We start from the raw sequence: 20,961 nt of genomic DNA on the forward strand, positions 1-20,961 counted from the left end.
TTATTGAATTAACATTCTACCCTAAGAATGAAAAAAAACGTTGCTATTTTAATAGCACTTCTTGCTTTTGTACAAGTGATTAGTGCTCAAGTTGGTATTGGTACTACTAATCCTGACGAGTCGTCTTTATTACACATTGAAACAAACAGTAAAGGAATTCTTATTCCTAAACTTACCACAGCTGAACGTGATGCTATAACAAACCCAGCAAACGGTTTACTTATTTTTAATACTGACAGTGATGAGTTTCAGTTTAACTCAAATACCAAAGCCTCACCTATTTGGGTCGCTTTTAGTTTAACACCTACAAGCACTTCAAATCCAGGGCAATCAATTAAATATAGTAATACGGATACTTCCACTGATGTAAATCAAAACAGTGCTATAAATCTTCCTGTCATTGGAACTGAAGAATGGAACGACAATAGTACATTGTACAATCCTGACACTTCTAACCACACGATTAGAATTAATGAAGCTGGAAGATATAGAGTACAAATAAATGCATCAATTAGTGTGCCTAACAGCGGTAACTCTAGACGAGCACCAGAAATGTATTTAGCTGTTAATGGCTCACAAGTTGGAACATATGCTTCTACTGGTTACATGAGACGCTCATCCCTACATAATGAAGCTTCATTTCATATCAATGAAGTTATTCAAGTTTCAGCTGGAGATGTTATTAGTGTAGAAACTATAAGAGCTGCAAATTCTGGTTCTGTTACATTACGTTCTGCAGGCTCTACAAATATCTATATTGAAAAAATTCTTTAAGTAGCATCTCATCTTTTTTCTTGGTAAAAATTACCTTATTTTTACTCAAAATATATTTTAATGAGTAGAACTAAAGCATTTTTTGACCATATTACTAAAGGCAACACCTTTAAAGGAGACTATATTACTTTAGGCTCTGCAATTTTAGATGAAGAAACAATAAAAGAAGCTTTTGTAAAAGTACCTTTAAAAACCATGAATAGACATGGTTTAATTGCTGGCGCAACTGGTACTGGAAAGACAAAAACCTTACAAGTCCTTGCCGAAAACTTGAGCGATAAAGGTATTCCTGTTGTGCTAATGGACATAAAAGGTGATTTAAGCGGATTAGCTCAACCAAGTCCTGGACATCCTAAAATTGACGAACGTCATGAAAAAATTGGACTTCCTTTTGACGCCAAATCTTTTCCTGTAGAAATAATGTCTTTATCTGAACAGGATGGGGTGCGCTTAAGAGCTACTATTAGTGAATTTGGACCCGTTTTAATTTCTAGAATATTAGGAGTTACAGAAACTCAAGCAGGAATTATTTCAGTTATTTTTAAATACTGCGATGATAATAAACTCCCTCTTTTAGACTTAAAAGATTTCAAAAAAATGTTGCAATACGCAACAAAAGAAGGAAAGAAAGAGTTTGAGGATGCTTATGGCCGAATATCGTCTGCATCAACAGGTGCTATTTTACGTCGAATCGTAGAGCTAGAACAACAAGGTGGTGATTTGTTTTTTGGAGAGAAAAGTTTTGATGTTGAAGACTTAGCTAGAACAACAAGAGATGGACGTGGGTATATTAATATCATTCGACTTACTGATATACAAGACAAACCTAAATTGTTCTCTACATTTATGTTAAGCTTACTAGCTGAAATATATGAGACATTCCCAGAACAAGGCGATTCAGGTAAACCTGAATTAGTTATGTTTATAGATGAAGCACATTTAATATTTAACGAAGCCTCAAAAGCGCTTTTAAATCAAATTGAAAGTATAGTAAAACTTATTCGTAGTAAAGGAATAGGATTATACTTTGTAACTCAAAACCCAACAGATGTTCCAGAATCTGTTTTAAGTCAATTAGGTTTAAAAGTCCAACATGCTTTACGTGCTTTTACCGCAAAAGACAGAAAAGCAATTAAATTAACTGCCCAAAATTATCCTGACACTGAATATTACGACACTGCCGAAGTATTAACATCGTTAGGTATTGGAGAAGCTTTAGTTTCTGCTTTAGATGAAAAAGGAAGACCAACACCTTTAGCAGCTACTATGATGAGAGCTCCTATGAGTAGAATGGACATTTTAACTCCAAACGAGTTAAATACTTTACTAGATGATTCAAAATTGGTTTTAAAATACAATGAAGATGTAGACAGAGAAAGTGCTTACGAAATTTTAAATGAAAAAATAAAAAAAGCCGAAGAGCTTAAAGCAAAAGAAGCTGAGCGCTTAGCAAAAGAAGAAGAAAAAAGAAAAAAAGAAGAAGCTAAAGCAAAAGCTTCAAAAAGAAAACGAAGTAGCTCCAAAAGCTACCAAAGACAAAACCCAATAGTTAAAGTATTAACAAGCGCAACTTTTATAAGAGCTGTTTTTGGAATACTAAAAAAAGTAATGAAATAAACCCTAAAACATCATATGAAAAACCTTTTATTAACTGCAATCATCACATTAATTTGTTTTACTTCTTGTCAAAAAGAAGAAGACCCATTTTTAATAACAAAAAGCAACATTGGATTACTTACAGACTCCACAAAAGTTAAAGACTTAAGTGTTGTTTTTAGTAACGATTCAATTAAAAAATATATTGGTGGAGATGAATTTACAGGAAACATTAATGACATAGAAATTTACAGTAAATTAACTAAAGAAAAAATTATTGTTCTTACACCAAAACAAGCTTTAGACTCTACATCTACTATAAAAACAGTAAATGTATTAGACAAACAATTTAAAACTGCAAAAGGCTTAAACTCAAACAGTACATTTAAAGACATTAAAAACAATTATAAAATTTCTAGTATTCAAAATACATTAAGAAATTTAATAGTTTCTGTCAACGAAATGAATATGTACTTTACTATAGAAAAAACAGAGCTACCAGCAGAATTACGTTTTGACATGAACTTAAAAATTGAAGCTATACAAATTCCTGATGATGCAAAAATCAAGAATTTTTACCTACAGTGGAACTAAATTCATTGAGCCTAATATTTCACATTGAAAATGTTATTTAAAAGGTGAAATTTTTTAAAATTTAATACTATGAAAAAATACACCATTCAAAAGTCGCCATTTATAGTACCAACAAATGATGGTAAACTTATAGAAGAACATTTTGGAAACATAACAGGCAATGCAGACATAAGTATAGCTCACATGGTTGCACCTCCAGGATGGAGCGAACCTTTTCAAACTCCAGAATTTGATGAATACACATTCATAATTAAAGGGAAAAAGCAATTTATCATTGATGATGAAACCATTGTTCTAGAAGCTGGTCAGTCTATTAAAATTGAGAAAAATGTACGTGTACAGTACTCAAATCCCTTTACAGAACCATGTAACTATTTAGCTATTTGTTTACCTGCTTTTTCTATTGACAAAGTTCATCGAGAAGAAAATTAATTCATGGAAAAATTTATTGTAAAAATTATTGGTTCATACCTTAATGTTTTAAGTTATGTTTCTGGAGATTATGCAGCTAATAAAGCTCTACATCTATTTTCAACTCCAAGAAAAGGAAAATTAAAGCCTCAGCATGAATCGTTTTTAAAGTCTGCAAAAAAAGATACACTTCAATATGAAAACTTAAACATTGCCACTTACCATTGGAAAGGTGACAAACAAACCATACTTTTAGTTCATGGTTGGGAAAGCAATGCTGCTAGATGGAAAAACAAAATTAATAGCTTTATTAAAGAAGGTTTCAATATCATTGCACTAGACGCACCTGCTCATGGCGCTTCTGACAGTAAGGTATTTAATGCGCTTTTATATTCTGAATTTATTAATGTAGTGGCTACAAAATATAAACCTGAAATAATTATTGGTCACTCTGTTGGAGGAATGGCTTCCATTTTTTTTCAACAAAAATATCAGTTAAACTCCATAAATAAAGTGGTTTTGCTTGGTGCTCCATCGGAATTTGAAGGTGTCTTAAAAAATTACATCAAACTTTTAGGATATAATAAAAAGATAGAAAAGCATTTAAATAAAATAATTCTAAAAAAATTTGGTGCTACTCCTAGTGATTTTTCAACCTCTAAATTCTCCAAAGATGTAGAAGCTGAAGGTTTAATTATTCATGATGTTAAAGATGCTATTATACCTTATAAAGATGCAGAGTTGATAAACAAAAACTTTAAAAACAGTAAACTAATTACTACTACAGGTTTTGGTCACTCATTAAACGATTCTTCTGTAACAAAAAACATATTAGATTTTTTAAGAAATTAAGATAACTTACTTTTGTACTATGGAAGAAAAACTAACACGATTAAACAAGTACCTAAGTGAAGCAGGTTATTGCTCTAGAAGAGCTGCTGATAAATTAATTGACGAAGGTCGTGTTACAATTAATGGTAAAGTTCCTGAAATGGGAACTAAAGTAAAGCATGATGACATTGTTGCTGTAGATGGTGAGGTTGTTAATAACAAAAACAATAATCGCACTTATTTAATGCTTAATAAACCTATTGGTATTGTGTGTACAACTGACACTAGAGTTGAAAAAGATAACATAATTGATTTTATAAACTATCACAAACGTATTTTTCCAATTGGTCGTTTAGACAAACCAAGCGAAGGCTTAATTTTACTTACTGACGATGGTGATATTGTAAATAAAATTCTAAGAGCTAGTAACAATCACGAAAAAGAGTATATAGTTACTGTTGACAAACCAATTTCACAAACGTTTATAGATAGAATGTCAAGAGGCATTCCAATTTTAGATACTGTTACAAAAAAATGTTTTGTAAAAAAGCTTAGTACTTACACTTTTAAAATTGTTTTAACTCAAGGCTTAAATAGACAAATTCGTAGAATGTGTGAATACTTAAACTACGAAGTTACTAAGCTAAAAAGAGTTCGCATAATGAATATTAACTTAGATATTCCAACTGGCGAATATCGAGAATTAACCAATTCTGAATTAAAAGAATTGAACGACTTACTAAGCGACTCTACTAAAACATATTTAGAAAAAAAATCAGGAAGAACCTCTCCAAAAAGAAGGACTAGAAATAAATAACTAAAGCCACTGCAAATTTATTTATAATAACATTTAGACTTTACAACTATGAATTCAATTCAACCGTTTCATTTAGCAATTCCAGTTTGGAATTTAAAAGAGTGTAGAATGTTTTACAGAGATATCTTAGGTTGTTTAGAAGGTAGAAGCAGTAAACATTGGGTTGATTTTAATTTTTTCGGACATCAATTAGTCATCCATTACAAGCCTAAAAATGAATTAGAACTACATACTAATTCTGTAGATGGAAAAAATGTACCTGTTCCTCATTTTGGAGTAATTCTACCTTGGGATACGTTTCAGTCTTTTTCAAAAGAACTTATTCATAAGCAAATTAATTTTATTATTGAACCCTATATTCGCTTTAAAGGAGAAACAGGAGAACAAGCTACAATGTTCTTTTTAGACCCTTCTGGAAATGCATTGGAATTTAAATCATTTAAAGACCAATCTCAAATCTTTACCAAATAGTAAAACAATACTTGGCATAACAATTGTTAAACTCAAGATAGAATTACAATAAAATTGTAACTTCGCAACTCTATAAATCAAATCATTACAATGAAAAAAACAATCTTTTTTTTAGTAGCTATTAGCTCACTATCTGTTTACAGTCAAAGAATCTTATCAGAAAAAGTGAACTTCTTTGACATAAACTTACCCCAAAAACCTTTAGCCGAAAATGTAAAAACATATAAGGTTATTGTAGAAACACCATATACATTAACTGCTGCTGATGTAGAACAACAATCGCTAATTGACTTTGAACAGGAAAAAGCAAATTATGCACAAGTAGTAGAACAAAGTAAAGTAGACTTTGAGCAACAATTAAAAGATCATGACGAAGCTGTTGCACAAGCAAAAGAAAAGTATGAAATTGAAATGAAAGATTTCAAAGAGCTTACATTATTAGAAAGACTAGCTTTAACAGACCAAGGTAAAAAACCTCAATTAAAAACTCCAAGCAAACCTGTTTATAGAAAACCAAGCGAACCTATTTACAGAAAGCCTAACTTAAATGATTATCTAATTTTCGACAATCAATCCTTATCAGATAACATAACATTACATGGTTATGACAAAGGTGGTGAGGATGTTTTGTTTTTAGTGAATTTTTCTAAAATGAACTTTCAAGATAATGGAGGTCAGACATTTTACAGTCAACCTACAAAGCTTCAAGTAATTGAAAATGGAGCTCCTATAGATGAAAAAACATTTCATGACGAATCTAAATTTCTAACATCTTCTACAAGTAATACTATTGACTTAAATCGTTATGAAAAGAAGAACGTAATGAAGCTTATTAAAGAAATTGAAGCTTACATTAATGAGCAATATGGATATAAACCAGTAGCAGCTTCGATTGAAATAGGACACCCAAAAAACAAAAAACGCGAATACGACCAATTAGAAAAAGCAAAAATAGTTGCTGTTTCTGCTTTTAAAAAGCTGACTCAAAATGCAAATGTAGATGTATTAAAAAGGGTTAAAGGAGAACTAGAAAAAGCAAAAGGTATTTGGAAAGCTGAACTTACAAAAGTTAACTACTCTGATAAAAAAGCACTTTACAATAAAGACATAGCTACTATGATTTACTTTAACTTACTTAAAGTAGATATAATTCTTAAAGATAAAGATGCTGCCCACGCTACTCTTGATGAAGTTCAAAATGTAAAAATAGATTTAGACTTAAATTATACTAACGAAAACATTTTAAATAAACTTGAAAACCAAGTTTACAATATGAAATAGTTATAATTATAAAACTCTCACAATGCGTCTAAAACATATAACAACTATTGCTTTAAGCATTTTTACAGCTTTAAGCTTTGCTCAACAATATAATATTGAAGCTAGCTCTCAATATGAAAAAGGACATCCAAATGAAGTACATCATATAGCATTTCAAACTGCATATGGGTTTTCTACCTATGGTTATTTGGATAATGTTTTTATGGATAATACTAAAGAAATTACCATAACCAAATACGACCAAGAGCTTAAAGCCTTTGACACTTATAAATTCAACTTACCAAAATTAGGTAATCGTGCTGCTGATTTATTAAAAGTAATTGAGCTTGAAAATAAATTAGTTTTCATTTCAAAATCTATGGATAAAGCTAAAGCTGCACATGAAGTTTATGCCCAAGTTTATAATAATGAAACAGGAGTAGTAGAAGACACAAAAACACTAGCATCTATTGCTATAGAAAAATTATCTAAATCTGGTTTTTTTCAAGTGAGTATCTCTCCAGACAACACTAAAATTGGAATTTTAGCAAATTTACCTTTTGTAAAAAAAACAAAAGAAAAAATTAAAGTTTGGGTATACGACTCAAATCTTAATGAATTATGGAAAGCTAATCACACATTAGAATTTGATAGTGAGCGTGCCTATGATGAAACTCTTTTAGTTTCAAATTCGACTGAAGCTTTCATCTTAAAAAAGCAAGATTACCACAAAAAAACTGCTACAGCACATTTATTAAAAATAAACAGTAGTACTATTGATGTATCCTTAATATCAAAAAGCGATTTTAAACCAAGAGATGTAAAGTTAATAAGTACAGGGATTAACGATGTGCTTTTAGGTTTCTATTGGGATGGAAAAAAGCCTGCTGTTCAAATGAACACTACTCCTGGAGACGATACCCAAGGTGTATTTATGTATGATTTAGATTCTAACAAAATTACTGCTCAGCATAAATGGAATGCTCAAGGAAATACTAATGATTTAAAAAGCCTTAAAATTGTAGATACAAAAGTTTTTGCCGATGATATTTATATTTTAGGTGAAAAACAATTAACTGACAGTGAGTTTAAACCAAATTCAACAGAGTTAAAATACTCTCATACTTTTGGGCCAGCAATTTTAATCAACTTAAATGTTGATGGTACGCTTAAAAAAATGAATTTCATTTTTGACTCTAAAGTATTTCAAGACGAACAAAAAGAAAAAGGGTCGTTTTATATGCTTGAAACTGTAGATGGATTACGTTTATTTTACAATAAAAATAGTTTTACTATTTCTTCTTATTACGCTGAAGATAAAGTTACATACCCTACTTTAAGCGCTAAACGACCAAGTGGATCAACATTGTATCCACATTTAATACCTCATTCAGTCACTCCAGTAAGCAACCATAATATGATTTACTTCATTTCTAAATATGACTCAAACTATTGGTTTCATAGAGTAACATGGTAAAAACACTTTTTAATATAGCATAAAAACAGCGCTCAAAAGCTAAAGCTTGAGAGCGCTGAAAGTTGCTATTAAATCAATAATGTTACTTATTTATCTAATATAACTTTTTTAATAAGTGTTCCTTTATCAGTAATTATTTTTACATAATACACTTGACTTGGTAATCCATTCATATCTAAAATAACTTCTGAATTATCTATTGTATCAAAACGCTTAGATATTACTGTAGTTCCTATTAAATTATATATCTTAACTTGAACATTAGATGCTATCTCTTGATTAAATTTAATATTCAGTTTGTCTCTCACTGGGTTAGGGAACAAATTAGCATCTAGATTTGATGTTAACCTTACATTCCCGTTATATTGAGGACTATTTTTACATTTAGCATACGCCTTAATATTACAGCTTGTTTGACAACCATCTTCATCAGTAATTGTAACAGTAAACATAGCTCCAACTAAACCAGGAACAAAATTAATTGTGCTTTGATTAGGGTCTGATGAAATGTACCATCCATTCAACATTGCAGATTCATTAACTTCCCATTCATAAGTGTATGTTCCATCTAAATCTTCAGGCACTTGAGCAGTTAAATAATTATATATATCATTAGGGTTACCGTCGCAATAGATATAATCTCCAAACCCTTTAACAATCTCACAACCAATTTTTTCTGGTTGATTTACCTTAATTAAAACTGATTTTACACATGGATTAACAATTCTAGCCCCCTCATCAATCAAGGTAGCTTGAACAATATATAATCCAGCTTCAAAAGTAGCTTGTCCACTTAAATCAGGTCCAACTCCATTTTTCTGAATTACATAAGTAGCCCCTTCACTTAAATTTGTTACTGTTATTGTTCCATCATTACCTCCATAACATGTCACATCAGTAGATGTAGCTGAAACATTAACTAACTCAGGCTCAATGATTTCTATCTCTTCAACAATTATACATTCGTCAATATCTACACCTTCAAAGTATGCCATTATAGTATAGTTTCCAGGAGTATATAATGCATTTGGATTGTATGGCTCTCCATTTACAGTAACCATAGCTCCTTCAGTTACATAATTAACTGTTATTGTAGCATCTTCAAGTCCATAACAAGTAACATTTGTATAATCATAATCTAACTCAATACATATACAGTCAGGTGCTTCAATACTTATTGAGTCTTTACACCCTTCATCACTTGTAACGTCTACTACTATATCTGTATTTTTTGGTATATCAATTATTGAATACATATTGTTACCATTGTCTACAACATTACCAGCACTACTAACAACTAATCCACCACTAATTTGTATTTGAACACTATATGTTTGAGCATAATTTGTACATTCAGGTTCACCTACCACTACTATTTCTGGTAATGGATTTACAGTAACAGTTATATCTGATGTATTAGAGCAATTAGCTACAAAATAACTTCCTATTGGTATTGGTGTATTGGCAGTATTATTTAATGACTCACCATCAAAAACATTTTTCCCACTAAACACCCAATTAGATAATACAAATGTAGAACCATCTGCTCCTGTGTTATTCTTTCTATAAGCCCAACCATCCAGATACTCCCAAGGATGCCCTGTACCATCAACACCTACTTCTCCAAATACATCTACAACTACTCCATTTTTAAACAACTCTAATGAATCATCACCATTTATATTTGCTGCGCCATCAGTATAATCTGGAGCAAAGCCAAAGAAGTTTGTAAACTCATCTGTATCTGATGCTAGGTAAATATAATCTCCTGCAGATACAGCTACTGCTGGAAAAGTAAATTCCTCTCCATCTGATCCTCCTGCATTATTAGCACTTCCAAATCCGTAGACGCTCATATCTGCGATATCATTTAACACAAACAACTCTACTCCTTTAGGTTTGCCACCTGTAAGTGGCCCATCATAAACTCCTGTTATTACTAAATCATCTTCACTAGACTCAGTATAAGAATAGGTGATTATATGATTTCCTGCTCCTGCAATAGCAGGGTCAAATAAACCATTTTCATCTACACCATTCCCAGAGAAACTACCTCCTTCTGGTGTTGCAAAAATTTGAACTGCATCCTCATCTATACACAATGGATCTACAGGTGAAATAATAATTTCTGGTAAGTCTTTAATAACTACTAACACTGTAGCAGAATCATCAGGACAAGGAGAAGTTCCAGTAACAGTATAAGTATAAACTCCTGCCTCATCATTTGCAGTATCAAAAACTCCATCATGTGGTATTCCATCTGGATTCACCCAACTACCACCTATATCTTCATTTGTTATATAATCATTTAAACTGTAACTATTTGCATCATCAATACAAACTGTAAGCTCTCCATCCTCACCTGCATAAACTGGTTCTGTAGCCTGAACTGTAAATTGAGATACACAACTAATTCCATTAGGATTACAGTCGTCAAATGCAATTAATTCAAATTCTAAACTAATATCCTCACCACAAACATATTCTGGCAATTGTGGAATATCTGCAATATTAGAAGTTGTATAACATCCATAAGCTACTACAAATTCTGAAACCCAAATATTATAAGCGTTTTCAATTTCTTGATCAGTAATTGGAGAATTTAGATTTACAGGTGCTGGACAACTAACAGTTAAGTCTTCAGCCGATTCAACAATAAAACTACCTGAGCAACTTCCTTCGGAACAATCATCCTCTGCTGTTAATATAAACTGTAAATTAATTCCTTCTCCACATACAAAATCAGGCAATGAAGGAATTTGATCTAAATTGGAAATTGTATTACATCCTCCATAAACATTAAATCCTGTAATCCATATATTATATTGGTTTATAATTTCTTCTTCTGTACTACATGAAGGCATAATAGTATGTCTATCTTCTCTACATTCAACCACTAAATCTTGAGCTTCTTTAACTATAAATGTAGATGAACAGCTAGCATTATCTGTACAAGCATCACTAGCTATTAATGTAAAACTCAAATTAATTGCTTCTCCACAGTTAAAATCTGGCAATAACGGAATGTCGTCAATATTTGATATTGGATTATCTCCATTATTAACCACAAATCCTGAATACCAAGCATTATAAGCACTTACTATCTCTCCTTCTGTCGCACAAGCATCTAATACTACTGGCTCTGGGCAACTAACACTCAATGGCGTTACACCCTCAACCGTAAATGTACTAGTACAACTAATACCATTTGGATGACAACGATCTGTAGCAATATAATTAAAGCTAATATCTACACCTGAACCACAATTATATTCTGGTAATGGTGGTATTGAACCTATATTTGTTGTCACATCGCAGCCTCCTGAGTAATTAAACGACGTTAACCAACTATCATAAGCATCTTGTATTTGTTGCTCAGTTAATGAAGATCCTAGTGCTACTGGTTGTGGACAAGTAACCTCCAATTGAGGAGATGGCACAATTGTAAATGTTGCAGTTTCTGATTGTATCTCACATAAATCATTTACCGTATATGTTAATTCTACTGTACCTCCAGAACATAAATCTGGAGCACTTCCTCCCGGAAATACAACTTGTGGATCACAACCTCCACTATGATTAAACTCCTGTAAGAATCCATTATTAAAAAATTCGTTAAGATCATCTTGAGATTCAAAGTTGCATGAAGGATAAGACACATCCTCTACTTCTGTTAATACTAAGCTTGAATCAAACGCCCTTACAATAAATGTACACTCTATTGGTTGTGTTGGAATTCCACATGCATCATTAGCATAAACTAATACGCTCAGTACTTGATCTTGATTTTCGCATTGTGTTGGCATTTGTAAAGTACTTGGTTCTACCGAATATTCTACACTAGCATCACAACCACCTGATGCACTAAAATTATTATATAATCCAGTCACCCAATTACTAAAAGCAATTCCTATTTCATTAGCAGTCGAACATCCATCTAAGTCATTTCCTCCTGGACAACTTCCTAATAGTTCTAATTCTTCCGCTGCACCAACATTAAATGTTGAAGTACAGTTTACATTATCCACACATGAGTCACTAGCATTTAATGTAAAACTTAAATTAACAGCTTCTCCACAAGCAAAGTCAGGTAAACTTGGTATATCACCAATATTTGAGCTTGCATTACAACCATCATTTGCCGCAAAACCTGCCACCCAAAGATCGTAAGCATCTTGTATTTCTTGTGCTGTAGAACACGAAGGTAAATTAACATCATCTGGACATTCTACTGTTAAAGGTGTAGATGCTCCAACATTGAACGATGATTCACAAGAAACACCATTTGGCACACAAATATCTGATGCTGTTAATTCAAAGCTAAGATTAACACCATCTCCACACACAAAATTAGGTAAAGCTGGTAAACTAGCTATATTAGATGTTGGATTTGTTCCATTATTAACAGTAAATCCAGCTGACCAAATTGCGTAAGCATCTGCAATTTCTTGCTCAGTTGAACATGATGGTAAATTAACATCTACTGGACAAGAAACCGTTAAACCTACAGCTCCTTCTACTTCAAATGTCGAATTACACTCTAAAGCATCAACATTACAGTTATCACTCGCCATTAACGTAAATGATAAGTTTATTGCTGTTCCACACACAAAATCTGGGAATGGTGGAATCTCTCCAATATTTGTTGATGGATTACATCCACCTTCAACTACAAAACCTGCTACCCAAGCATCATAAGCATCTTGAATTTGCTGTTCAGTATAAGATGCATCTAGTGATACAGAGTCTGGACATGTTACACTTAATTCTGGGGCAGTAATAAGTGTAAATGTAGCCATATCCTCTTCGCTATCACATGCTCCTGTTGCTGTATATGTTACAGCTACATCTATAGTATTACCTCCATTATCATCATTCTCTGTAAAATCACATAATGGCGGGTTTTGAACATATCCAGTTAAATCATTTGTCTCCCAATTAGCAGCAGTATTTAATCGTGTTCTAAGATCATTAAAATCTGAATGGCTATTACAATTAGCCAAAGTATATCTTGCATTGTCTATTTCTGGCGCTATTGAAATTGAATTAACTCCATCTGTAAACACACTAGGTTTTATAGACTTTGAAGAAGAATCACCATCTGCTGGAACTTGCCACGCTCCATTCATATGTATAGCTGCTACAAATCCTGTTTCATTTACAGATGTAGGTATATTAGCTGGGTCATACGCAAATATTTGATCACCTCCTGTAGCTAAACTTAAACCTGAACCTGTTACTGTTCCTGCTATATTATTATGTTGATCTCTTGCTTCAAATGGAACTCTAGATAAAATTATCTGCGTTCCTGCAGGATAATCAGACGTAAATTGTAGCACAAAAGAACTTTCACCACTTCTAAAGCCTCCTGCTGGTAACCAACCATTTTCTGTAAAACCTATTTCCACTCCACTAGCCACACTTCTTAATAGAACTATTGTAAATGAATCTTCTGCTACTCCAACTGGAAGGTTTGCTGCCGTTTCTGAATTATATGCAGAAAATGCAATATCACCTAATCCAAAAACACTAGCATCAAATGTTTGTGGTGAATCTCCACCTCCATCGCCTTCAGCACATAAGTCTGGTGCACTTAATCCATCCAATCCTGAATCTTGAACATCACAACCTCCTGAATATCCAAATCCTGATAGCCATGATGCAAATGCTACATCTAAAGCAGCTTGATTTTCAAAATCACAAGCATTTACAACTAAATCTTGAACATCGCTAATCATTAAATCATCAGCCGCAGCAACACTAAATGCTGAAGAACATGTCGCATTACTTGTACATGCATCACTTGCATTTAAAGTAAAACTTAAATTAACAGCCTCACCACAAGCAAAATCTGGCAAGTTTGGTATATCTCCAATGTTTGATATAGGGTTATCACCATTATTAACACTAAAACCATCCTTCCATGCATTATATGCTGCTAAAATATCTGCTTCTGTTGAACATTCTGGTAAGCTAACATCTATAGGACAATTTACACTTAATGGAGTAACTCCAGGAACATAAAAGGATGAACTACATGTTATTCCGTTTGGATTACAATCATCAATTACTAAATAGTCAAAACTAATATCAACCTCAGTTCCACAATCATAATTTGGTAAACTTGGTATTTCATTAATATTATCAAATGCTGTACAGCCTCCACTAAAAGTGAATCCAGCCACCCAACTATTATAAGCATCCGCTATTTGCTGTTCTGTTAATGATGAATTTAATACTATTGGTTCTGGACAATTAATTGCTAAATCATTGCTATAAGCTGGCACTGTAAAAGTTGATGATACAGTTGCTGTTTCTGTACAATCATCTATAGCCTTGATATATACTGTGATTACTTCTTCAGTTGTATTACAATACCCAGAAACTGACAAATCATCTAAATCAACAGAATAATCAACATAAGCATTACAACCTCCACTTGCATTCATAGCATAGAGACCTGAAATCCAATCTAAAAACTTAAGCTGCGGATCTTCGCAAGCATCTGTTGTTACATCTGATGGTGCAGGACTTAAAGCTAAATCATTACTATATGCTTGCACTGTAAAAGTACAGGTATTACCACCATTTTGACCACATAAATCAAAGGCACTCACATTAACAGAAACTTGTTGAATACTTGGCACACATGCTGTTGGTTTCACCAATGAACCTATTGATGGATTTACATCTGGTGTAATTGGACCACAGGAACCACTTGCTGTCATAGCTTGTACATCTGCAATCCAAGAGTTCCATGCTGCATCTATCTCAGCTTGACTTGAACAACCATCTAAATTTGGATCGTCTGGACAAGCTGTTACCTCAATCGTATCTATATAAGCCCCTACAGTAAACGTACATTCAATTGCCCCTGTTTGATCACAATCGTCTTTTGCATTTATAAGTATTGAAACTACTTGTTCTTGATCACTACAAACATTTGGCTTCACTAAATCATCTATTGGAGTTGAATATTCTAAATAAGCATTACAGCCTCCAGTTGCAGAAATAGCATTTAAGCCTGATATCCATGCATCCCAAGCTACATCTATCTCATTTGATGTTGCACATCCTGTTAAATTAGGATCTCCAGGACAAGTACCATCAATTGCTAAATCATTACTATAAGCTGGCACTGTAAATGTTGAACTTACCCATGATGTCTCACCACAATCGTCTGCAGCCCTAATCATGACTTCTATTACTTGCTCTGTTAGCGTACAATAATCTGTAACTGATAAATCTCCTAAGACTTTATCATATTCGACTGCTGCATTACAACCTCCACTTGCAGTCATAGACTGTAAATCTGATATCCATTGACTGAATTTAACTTGTGGGTCTTCACAAACATCAGTTATCACATCTAATGGTGCAGGACTTAATACTAAATCATTACTATAAGCTGGTACTGTAAATGTTGAACTTACCCATGATGTCTCACCACAATCGTCTGTAGCTCTAATCATTACTTCTATTACTTGCTCTGTTAGCGTACAATAATCTGTAACTGATAAATCTCCTAAGACTTTATCATATTCGACTGCTGCATTACAACCTCCACTTGCAGTCATAGACTGTAAATCTGATATCCATTGACTGAATTTAACTTGTGGGTCTTCACAAGCATCTGTTGTTACATCTGATGGTGCTGCACTTAAAGCTAAATCATTACTATATGCTTGCACTGTAAAAGTACAGGTATTACCACCATTTTGACCACATAAATCAAAGGCACTCACATTAACAGAAACCTGTTGAATACTTGGCACACATGCTGTTGGTTTCACCAATGAACCTATTGATGGATTTACATCTGGTGTAATTGGACCACAGGAACCACTTGCTGTCATAGCTTGTACATCTGCAATCCAAGAGTTCCATGCTGCATCTATCTCAGCTTGACTTGAACAACCATCTAAATTTGGATCGTCTGGACAAGCTGTTACCTCAATCGTATCTATATAAGCCCCTACAGTAAACGTACATTCAATTGCCCCTGTTTGATCACAATCGTCTTTTGCATTTATAAGTATTGAAACTACTTGTTCTTGATCACTACAAACATTTGGCTTCACTAGGTCATCTATTGGAGTTGAATATTCTAAATAAGCATTACAGCCTCCTGATGCAGAAATAGCATTTAAGCCTGATATCCATGCATCCCAAGCTACATCTATCTCATTTGATGTTGCACATCCTGTTAAACTAGGATCTCCAGGACAAGTACCATCAATTGCTAAATCATTACTATAAGCTGGCACTGTAAATGTTGAACTTACCCATGATGTCTCACCACAATCGTCTGTAGCTCTAACCATTACTTCTATTACTTGCTCTGTTAGCGTACAATAATCTGTAACTGATAAATCTCCTAAGACTGTATCGTACTCTACTACTGCATTACAACCTCCACTTGCAGTCATAGACTGTAAATCTGATATCCATTGACTGAATTTAACTTGTGGGTCTTCACAAGCATCAGTTACCACATCTAATGGTGCTGCACTTAAGACTAAATCTTCAGCTGGAGCTACAATAAAACTACCAGAACATCCACTACTTCCACAATCGCCTGTAGCGCTTAATGTAAAACTTAAATCTACACCTTCACCACAAGCAAATAATGGTAAAGTTGGTAAATCCCCAATATTTGAACTTGTATTACACCCTCCAGAAACACTAAACCCTGAAGACCATATTGCATAGGCATCTGCTATTTCTTGTTCTGTACTACAAGCTGGCAAACTTATATCAAGTTCACTTGGACAACTAACCACTAAATCTGGTGCATTAAACACAAAATCTCTTGTACATTCTATTACAATTTCACCATCATCAGTTAAAGTATAAGTTCTTGTTATTGTTGCACCTCCACTACATACATCACCAGAAATAGCCGAATCTGAGTGTGTCATTTGGACCGCTCCACAAGTAACAACTCCTGAAAACACATCAGCTATTTCAGCTTCTGCATTTCCTGCATCATATTCTGAAGGAATTATAGCAGAACAACTTTCTATCTCAACATCATCTAAATCAACACATAAAGCTTCAGGAACACAACATACTGGAGCTGTTCCATTAACTGAAGATATACAAGAATCAGCATTTCCATTATTTGGATCTCCTGGAAATGGATCTGGATGATCACAACTAGCACTAGGAATTACTGGAGTTGGAGGACTAGAGTTATTCGTCTCAAAAATTTCGATTGAATAATCAACTCCTTGATTATAAGTTAATGAAATTGTCCCAGAAGTAACATTAGTTGTTCCTGGATTTGTTAAGCAAACTGTATTAGATAACCCATTAACATTATTTGCATTAGCATCATACCCAACAAATTCTCCATTAATACCTTCTATTGGAATATTAACTGTATAAGTTCCATCATTATTACATACTTCCTCTGGAGCACTTGTAGTTAATGAACAGGTCAAAAAGCTTGCATCTCCACATCCAAATCTAGCTTTAAAATTATTTATTTCTACATCTCCATCAGCATCTTGATCCCAAACAGCTAAATAAAAATTTGTTGCTTCCAAGAAGTCTGCTCCATTAATAGGAATTGTATTCCAAGTATTTGAACTTTCTACACCACATGCTACTTTAACAAGGTCTCCACAATCACCACTTAGTTGTTGACCATTTAATGCTAAATGTGTTCCAGCTTCATGTGTATTTGATAAATATAAAGCCCATGCTATAGTATCTCCTGAATTATCATTTATTTGAATTTGAAAACTTCCTGCTTGTGGTCTTACATCAAAATTAAACCAAATAATAGGTTCATTATCTGTAGGATTCAAAGGCGTAACTGTTAAACCTGTACTTGGGTCTATACATGTATCACCAGATAAATCAATATCAAATGATGCAGAATTATATATAGAATTATTAAAAGGACCAACTGATGGCTGAGTTTCTGCTGAGCTCCCACATTTCACAATACCTTTTGGCTGCACATTTTGCGCAACATTATCATTAACTGTTCCATCTAAGTTCCAAGCAGCACCATCAACCCATCTATGAGCACCTTCACATGGCGTATCTACTTGAGCTATTGAATATGAAACTCCTAAAAACAAAAAAGCCAACACAAACAGCAACTGTTTGTTGGCTTCTACTCTAAAAAATAAGCTTATAAATTTCTGACAAAAAAATGGTCCTTTGATAATAGCATTAGTGTTCATAATGAATGGATTTAATTATTAAAACCAAACATTAATAGGTACAGAATGTAAATTAGTGGCTGATAATGCTATTAACCAACCAAAATCACTATTAATTACATTTTGAAAATGAACACATTAGGGATTTATGCGTTCTGATTTCTTTTTAAATTACAAAAAAAAACACCACTAAATTTTATTTTCTATTAATTACAATAAAAAATAGTTAAACAGCATTGAAGAGAAAGAAAATACGCACTTAAACTGAAAGACTTCTTGCTAAAAGCGTGTTTTTCAACAACATAGCTATATTCATTGGACCAACACCTCCTGGAACTGGTGTTATGAAGCTAGATTTTGCACTTACAGAGTCAAAATGAACGTCTCCTGCTAATCTATAACCACGTTTTTTTGTTTCATCTGAAACACGTGTAATACCAACATCTACTACAACTACTCCATCCTTAACCATATCACCAGTTAAAAATTCTGGAATGCCTAAAGCGGCAACAATAATGTCTGCATCTTTAGTAAATGCTTCAATATTTTTTGTTCTACTATGTACTACAGTAACTGTTGCATTTCCAGCATTACGCTTTTGACTCATGAGAATACTCATTGGTCGTCCAACAATATGACTTCTACCTATTACTACCACATGCTTTCCAGAAGTTTCTACATTGTAACGCTCTAAAAGTTCTAATATTCCAAATGGTGTTGCAGGTAGAAACGATGGTAAATCTAAGGTCATACGACCAACATTTGTTGGATGAAATCCATCAACATCTTTATCTGGGTTAATAGCCATAAGTACTTTTTGCTCATCTATATGTTTTGGCAAAGGTAATTGTACTATAAAGCCATCTATATCATCGTTAGTATTTAAGTCGTTTATTTGTTTTAATAGCTCCTCCTCTGTAGTTTCTTCTGGAAGTTCTATTAATGTAGATTCAAACCCAATACGCTCACATGCTTTAACTTTAGCACCAACATAAGTCATACTAGCTCCATCTGTACCTACTAAAACTGCTGCTAGATGTGGTACCTTTTCTCCATTAGACTTCATTTGTTTTACTTGTTCGGCAATTTCATCTTTAATATCGTTGCTTACTTTCTTTCCGTCTAATAGTGTCATGTTGTGTGTGTGTTGTTTAGTTGTGTTGTTTATTTATTAACGAGGCATATTTTTCATCATTTGCATCATCTTACGGCCACCTCCACCTTGCATCATCTTCATCATTTTACTCATCTGGTTGAATTGCTTTAGTAATTGATTTACTTCTTGCACAGATGTTCCAGAACCTTTACCTATACGTTTTTTTCTACTTGCATTAATAATCGATGGTTTTGTTCTTTCTTCTGGTGTCATAGAATGTATAATTGCTTCAATGTGCTTAAAAGCATCATCATCGATATCTATATCTTTCATCATTTTACCAGCACCAGGAATCATTCCCATAAGGTCTTTCATATTTCCCATTTTCTTCACTTGCTGAATTTGCTTTAGGAAATCGTCAAAACCAAATTGGTTTTTTGCTATTTTCTTTTGAAGTTTTCTTGCTTCTTGTTCGTCAAATTGTTCTTGAGCTCTTTCTACTAAAGACACCACATCTCCCATCCCAAGAATACGATCTGCCATACGTGAAGGATAGAAAACATCAATAGCTTCCATCTTTTCACCAGTACCAATAAACTTAATTGGTTTATTTACAACAGATTTAATAGAAATAGCAGCTCCACCACGTGTATCACCATCTAATTTAGTAAGGATAACACCATCAAAGTTAAGCACATCATTAAAGGCTTTTGCTGTATTAACAGCATCTTGACCTGTCATTGAGTCTACAACAAATAGTGTTTCTTGAGGTTGAATAGCACTGTGAATATTAGAAATCTCAGTCATCATTGCTTCATCTACTGCTAAACGACCAGCAGTATCAATAATAACTACATTATGTCCATTTGCTTTTGCATGAGCAATACCAGCTTGTGCAATTGCTACAGGATCGTTGTTTCCTCTATCACTAAAAACCTCAACATTAATTTGTTCACCTACTACATGTAACTGATCAATTGCAGCTGGACGATAAACATCACAAGCAACTAATAAAGGTTTTTTTGTTTTTTTATTTTTAAGGTAGTTTGCTAGTTTACCAGAAAACGTTGTTTTACCCGAACCTTGTAAACCTGACATTAATATCACACTTGGTGATCCAGAAAGGTTAATTCCTTCGGCATCTCCACCCATTAACTCGGTTAATTCGTCTTTAACGATTTTAACCATTAATTGCCCAGGCTGTAACGTAGTTAATACGTCTTGACCAAGTGCTTTAGTTTTTACTTTATTAGTAAACTCTTTAGCAATTTTAAAGTTAACATCGGCATCTAGTAAGGCACGACGCACTTCTTTAAGGGTTTCTGCTACATTAACTTCTGTAATACTTCCATGTCCTTTAAGAACGTGTAACGCTTTATCTAGCTTATCGCTTAAATTATTAAACATACTCTACATTAAATTTTAAGAAATGCAAATTTAGTGATTTGAAGTGTAT

12 protein-coding genes are annotated in these 20,961 nt (G+C 33.3%); 9 read left to right on the forward strand and 3 right to left on the reverse strand.

The features are described from left to right. Positions 1-27: 27 nt before the first annotated feature. From ACLII3_RS02805 to ACLII3_RS02845, 9 genes are all read left to right on the forward strand, one after another. Positions 28-774, forward strand: a complete 747-nt coding sequence (locus ACLII3_RS02805; RefSeq protein ID WP_412986308.1) for a hypothetical protein — start codon at positions 28-30, stop codon at positions 772-774. A 60-nt stretch (positions 775-834) separates the two neighbouring features. Beyond that, positions 835-2,391, forward strand: a complete 1,557-nt coding sequence (locus ACLII3_RS02810) for a helicase HerA-like domain-containing protein (RefSeq protein WP_412986310.1) — start codon at positions 835-837, stop codon at positions 2,389-2,391. Positions 2,392-2,406: 15 nt separating this feature from the next. Further along, positions 2,407-2,964: a hypothetical protein gene (locus tag ACLII3_RS02815; protein ID WP_412986312.1), complete on the forward strand. Its 558-nt coding sequence runs from the start codon at positions 2,407-2,409 to the stop codon at positions 2,962-2,964. A gap of 69 nt (positions 2,965-3,033) precedes the next feature. Further along, positions 3,034-3,396, forward strand: a complete 363-nt coding sequence (locus ACLII3_RS02820) for a cupin domain-containing protein (protein ID WP_412986314.1) — start codon at positions 3,034-3,036, stop codon at positions 3,394-3,396. Between the two features lie 3 nt (positions 3,397-3,399). Further along, positions 3,400-4,227: an alpha/beta hydrolase gene (locus tag ACLII3_RS02825; protein WP_412986316.1), complete on the forward strand. Its 828-nt coding sequence runs from the start codon at positions 3,400-3,402 to the stop codon at positions 4,225-4,227. A gap of 19 nt (positions 4,228-4,246) precedes the next feature. Then, positions 4,247-5,023: a 23S rRNA pseudouridine(2604) synthase RluF gene (gene rluF, locus ACLII3_RS02830; RefSeq protein WP_412986318.1), complete on the forward strand. Its 777-nt coding sequence runs from the start codon at positions 4,247-4,249 to the stop codon at positions 5,021-5,023. 48 nt (positions 5,024-5,071) lie between these two features. Then, entirely contained in the window at positions 5,072-5,494 is a 423-nt protein-coding gene (locus ACLII3_RS02835) for a VOC family protein (protein WP_412986320.1), read from the forward strand. Between the two features lie 90 nt (positions 5,495-5,584). Beyond that, positions 5,585-6,775, forward strand: coding sequence for a hypothetical protein (locus ACLII3_RS02840; RefSeq protein ID WP_412986322.1), 1,191 nt, complete (start codon positions 5,585-5,587; stop codon positions 6,773-6,775). Positions 6,776-6,797: 22 nt separating this feature from the next. Further along, positions 6,798-8,231 carry a hypothetical protein gene (locus ACLII3_RS02845; RefSeq protein WP_412986324.1) on the forward strand — a complete coding sequence of 478 codons (1,434 nt, stop codon included), beginning with the start codon at positions 6,798-6,800 and terminating at the stop codon, positions 8,229-8,231. A gap of 86 nt (positions 8,232-8,317) precedes the next feature. Here the strand turns inward: ACLII3_RS02845 and ACLII3_RS02850 are convergent, their stop codons facing one another. The 3 genes from ACLII3_RS02850 to ffh form a co-directional block, all read right to left on the reverse strand. Continuing rightward, the gene (locus ACLII3_RS02850; protein ID WP_412986326.1) at positions 8,318-18,430 is read right to left on the reverse strand and encodes a T9SS type A sorting domain-containing protein; all 10,113 of its coding nucleotides are present in this window, start codon (positions 18,428-18,430) and stop codon (positions 8,318-8,320) included. 238 nt (positions 18,431-18,668) lie between these two features. Next, entirely contained in the window at positions 18,669-19,544 is an 876-nt protein-coding gene (gene folD, locus ACLII3_RS02855) for a bifunctional methylenetetrahydrofolate dehydrogenase/methenyltetrahydrofolate cyclohydrolase FolD (protein WP_412986328.1), read from the reverse strand. Between the two features lie 36 nt (positions 19,545-19,580). Continuing rightward, on the reverse strand, positions 19,581-20,912 hold the full coding sequence (gene ffh, locus ACLII3_RS02860; protein ID WP_412986330.1) for a signal recognition particle protein: 1,332 nt from the start codon (positions 20,910-20,912) through the stop codon (positions 19,581-19,583). Between the last annotated feature and the right edge of the window lie 49 nt (positions 20,913-20,961).

The sequence above is a fragment of the Pontimicrobium sp. IMCC45349 genome (assembly GCF_047219225.1).
Classification (GTDB): Bacteria; Bacteroidota; Bacteroidia; order Flavobacteriales; family Flavobacteriaceae; genus IMCC45349.

Bases quoted from the DNA above. Each gene is read 5' to 3' on its own strand.
- folD (WP_412986328.1), bottom strand. From the start codon at position 19,544: ATGACACTATTAGACGGAAAGAAAGTAAGCAACGATATTAAAGATGAA.
- ffh (WP_412986330.1), bottom strand. From the start codon at position 20,912: ATGTTTAATAATTTAAGCGATAAGCTAGATAAAGCGTTACACGTTCTT.
- ACLII3_RS02815 (WP_412986312.1), top strand. From the start codon at position 2,407: ATGAAAAACCTTTTATTAACTGCAATCATCACATTAATTTGTTTTACT.
- ACLII3_RS02845 (WP_412986324.1), top strand. From the start codon at position 6,798: ATGCGTCTAAAACATATAACAACTATTGCTTTAAGCATTTTTACAGCT.
- ACLII3_RS02835 (WP_412986320.1), top strand. From the start codon at position 5,072: ATGAATTCAATTCAACCGTTTCATTTAGCAATTCCAGTTTGGAATTTA.
- ACLII3_RS02850 (WP_412986326.1), bottom strand. From the start codon at position 18,430: ATGAACACTAATGCTATTATCAAAGGACCATTTTTTTGTCAGAAATTT.
- ACLII3_RS02805 (WP_412986308.1), top strand. From the start codon at position 28: ATGAAAAAAAACGTTGCTATTTTAATAGCACTTCTTGCTTTTGTACAA.
- ACLII3_RS02810 (WP_412986310.1), top strand. From the start codon at position 835: ATGAGTAGAACTAAAGCATTTTTTGACCATATTACTAAAGGCAACACC.
- ACLII3_RS02840 (WP_412986322.1), top strand. From the start codon at position 5,585: ATGAAAAAAACAATCTTTTTTTTAGTAGCTATTAGCTCACTATCTGTT.
- rluF (WP_412986318.1), top strand. From the start codon at position 4,247: ATGGAAGAAAAACTAACACGATTAAACAAGTACCTAAGTGAAGCAGGT.
- ACLII3_RS02820 (WP_412986314.1), top strand. From the start codon at position 3,034: ATGAAAAAATACACCATTCAAAAGTCGCCATTTATAGTACCAACAAAT.
- ACLII3_RS02825 (WP_412986316.1), top strand. From the start codon at position 3,400: ATGGAAAAATTTATTGTAAAAATTATTGGTTCATACCTTAATGTTTTA.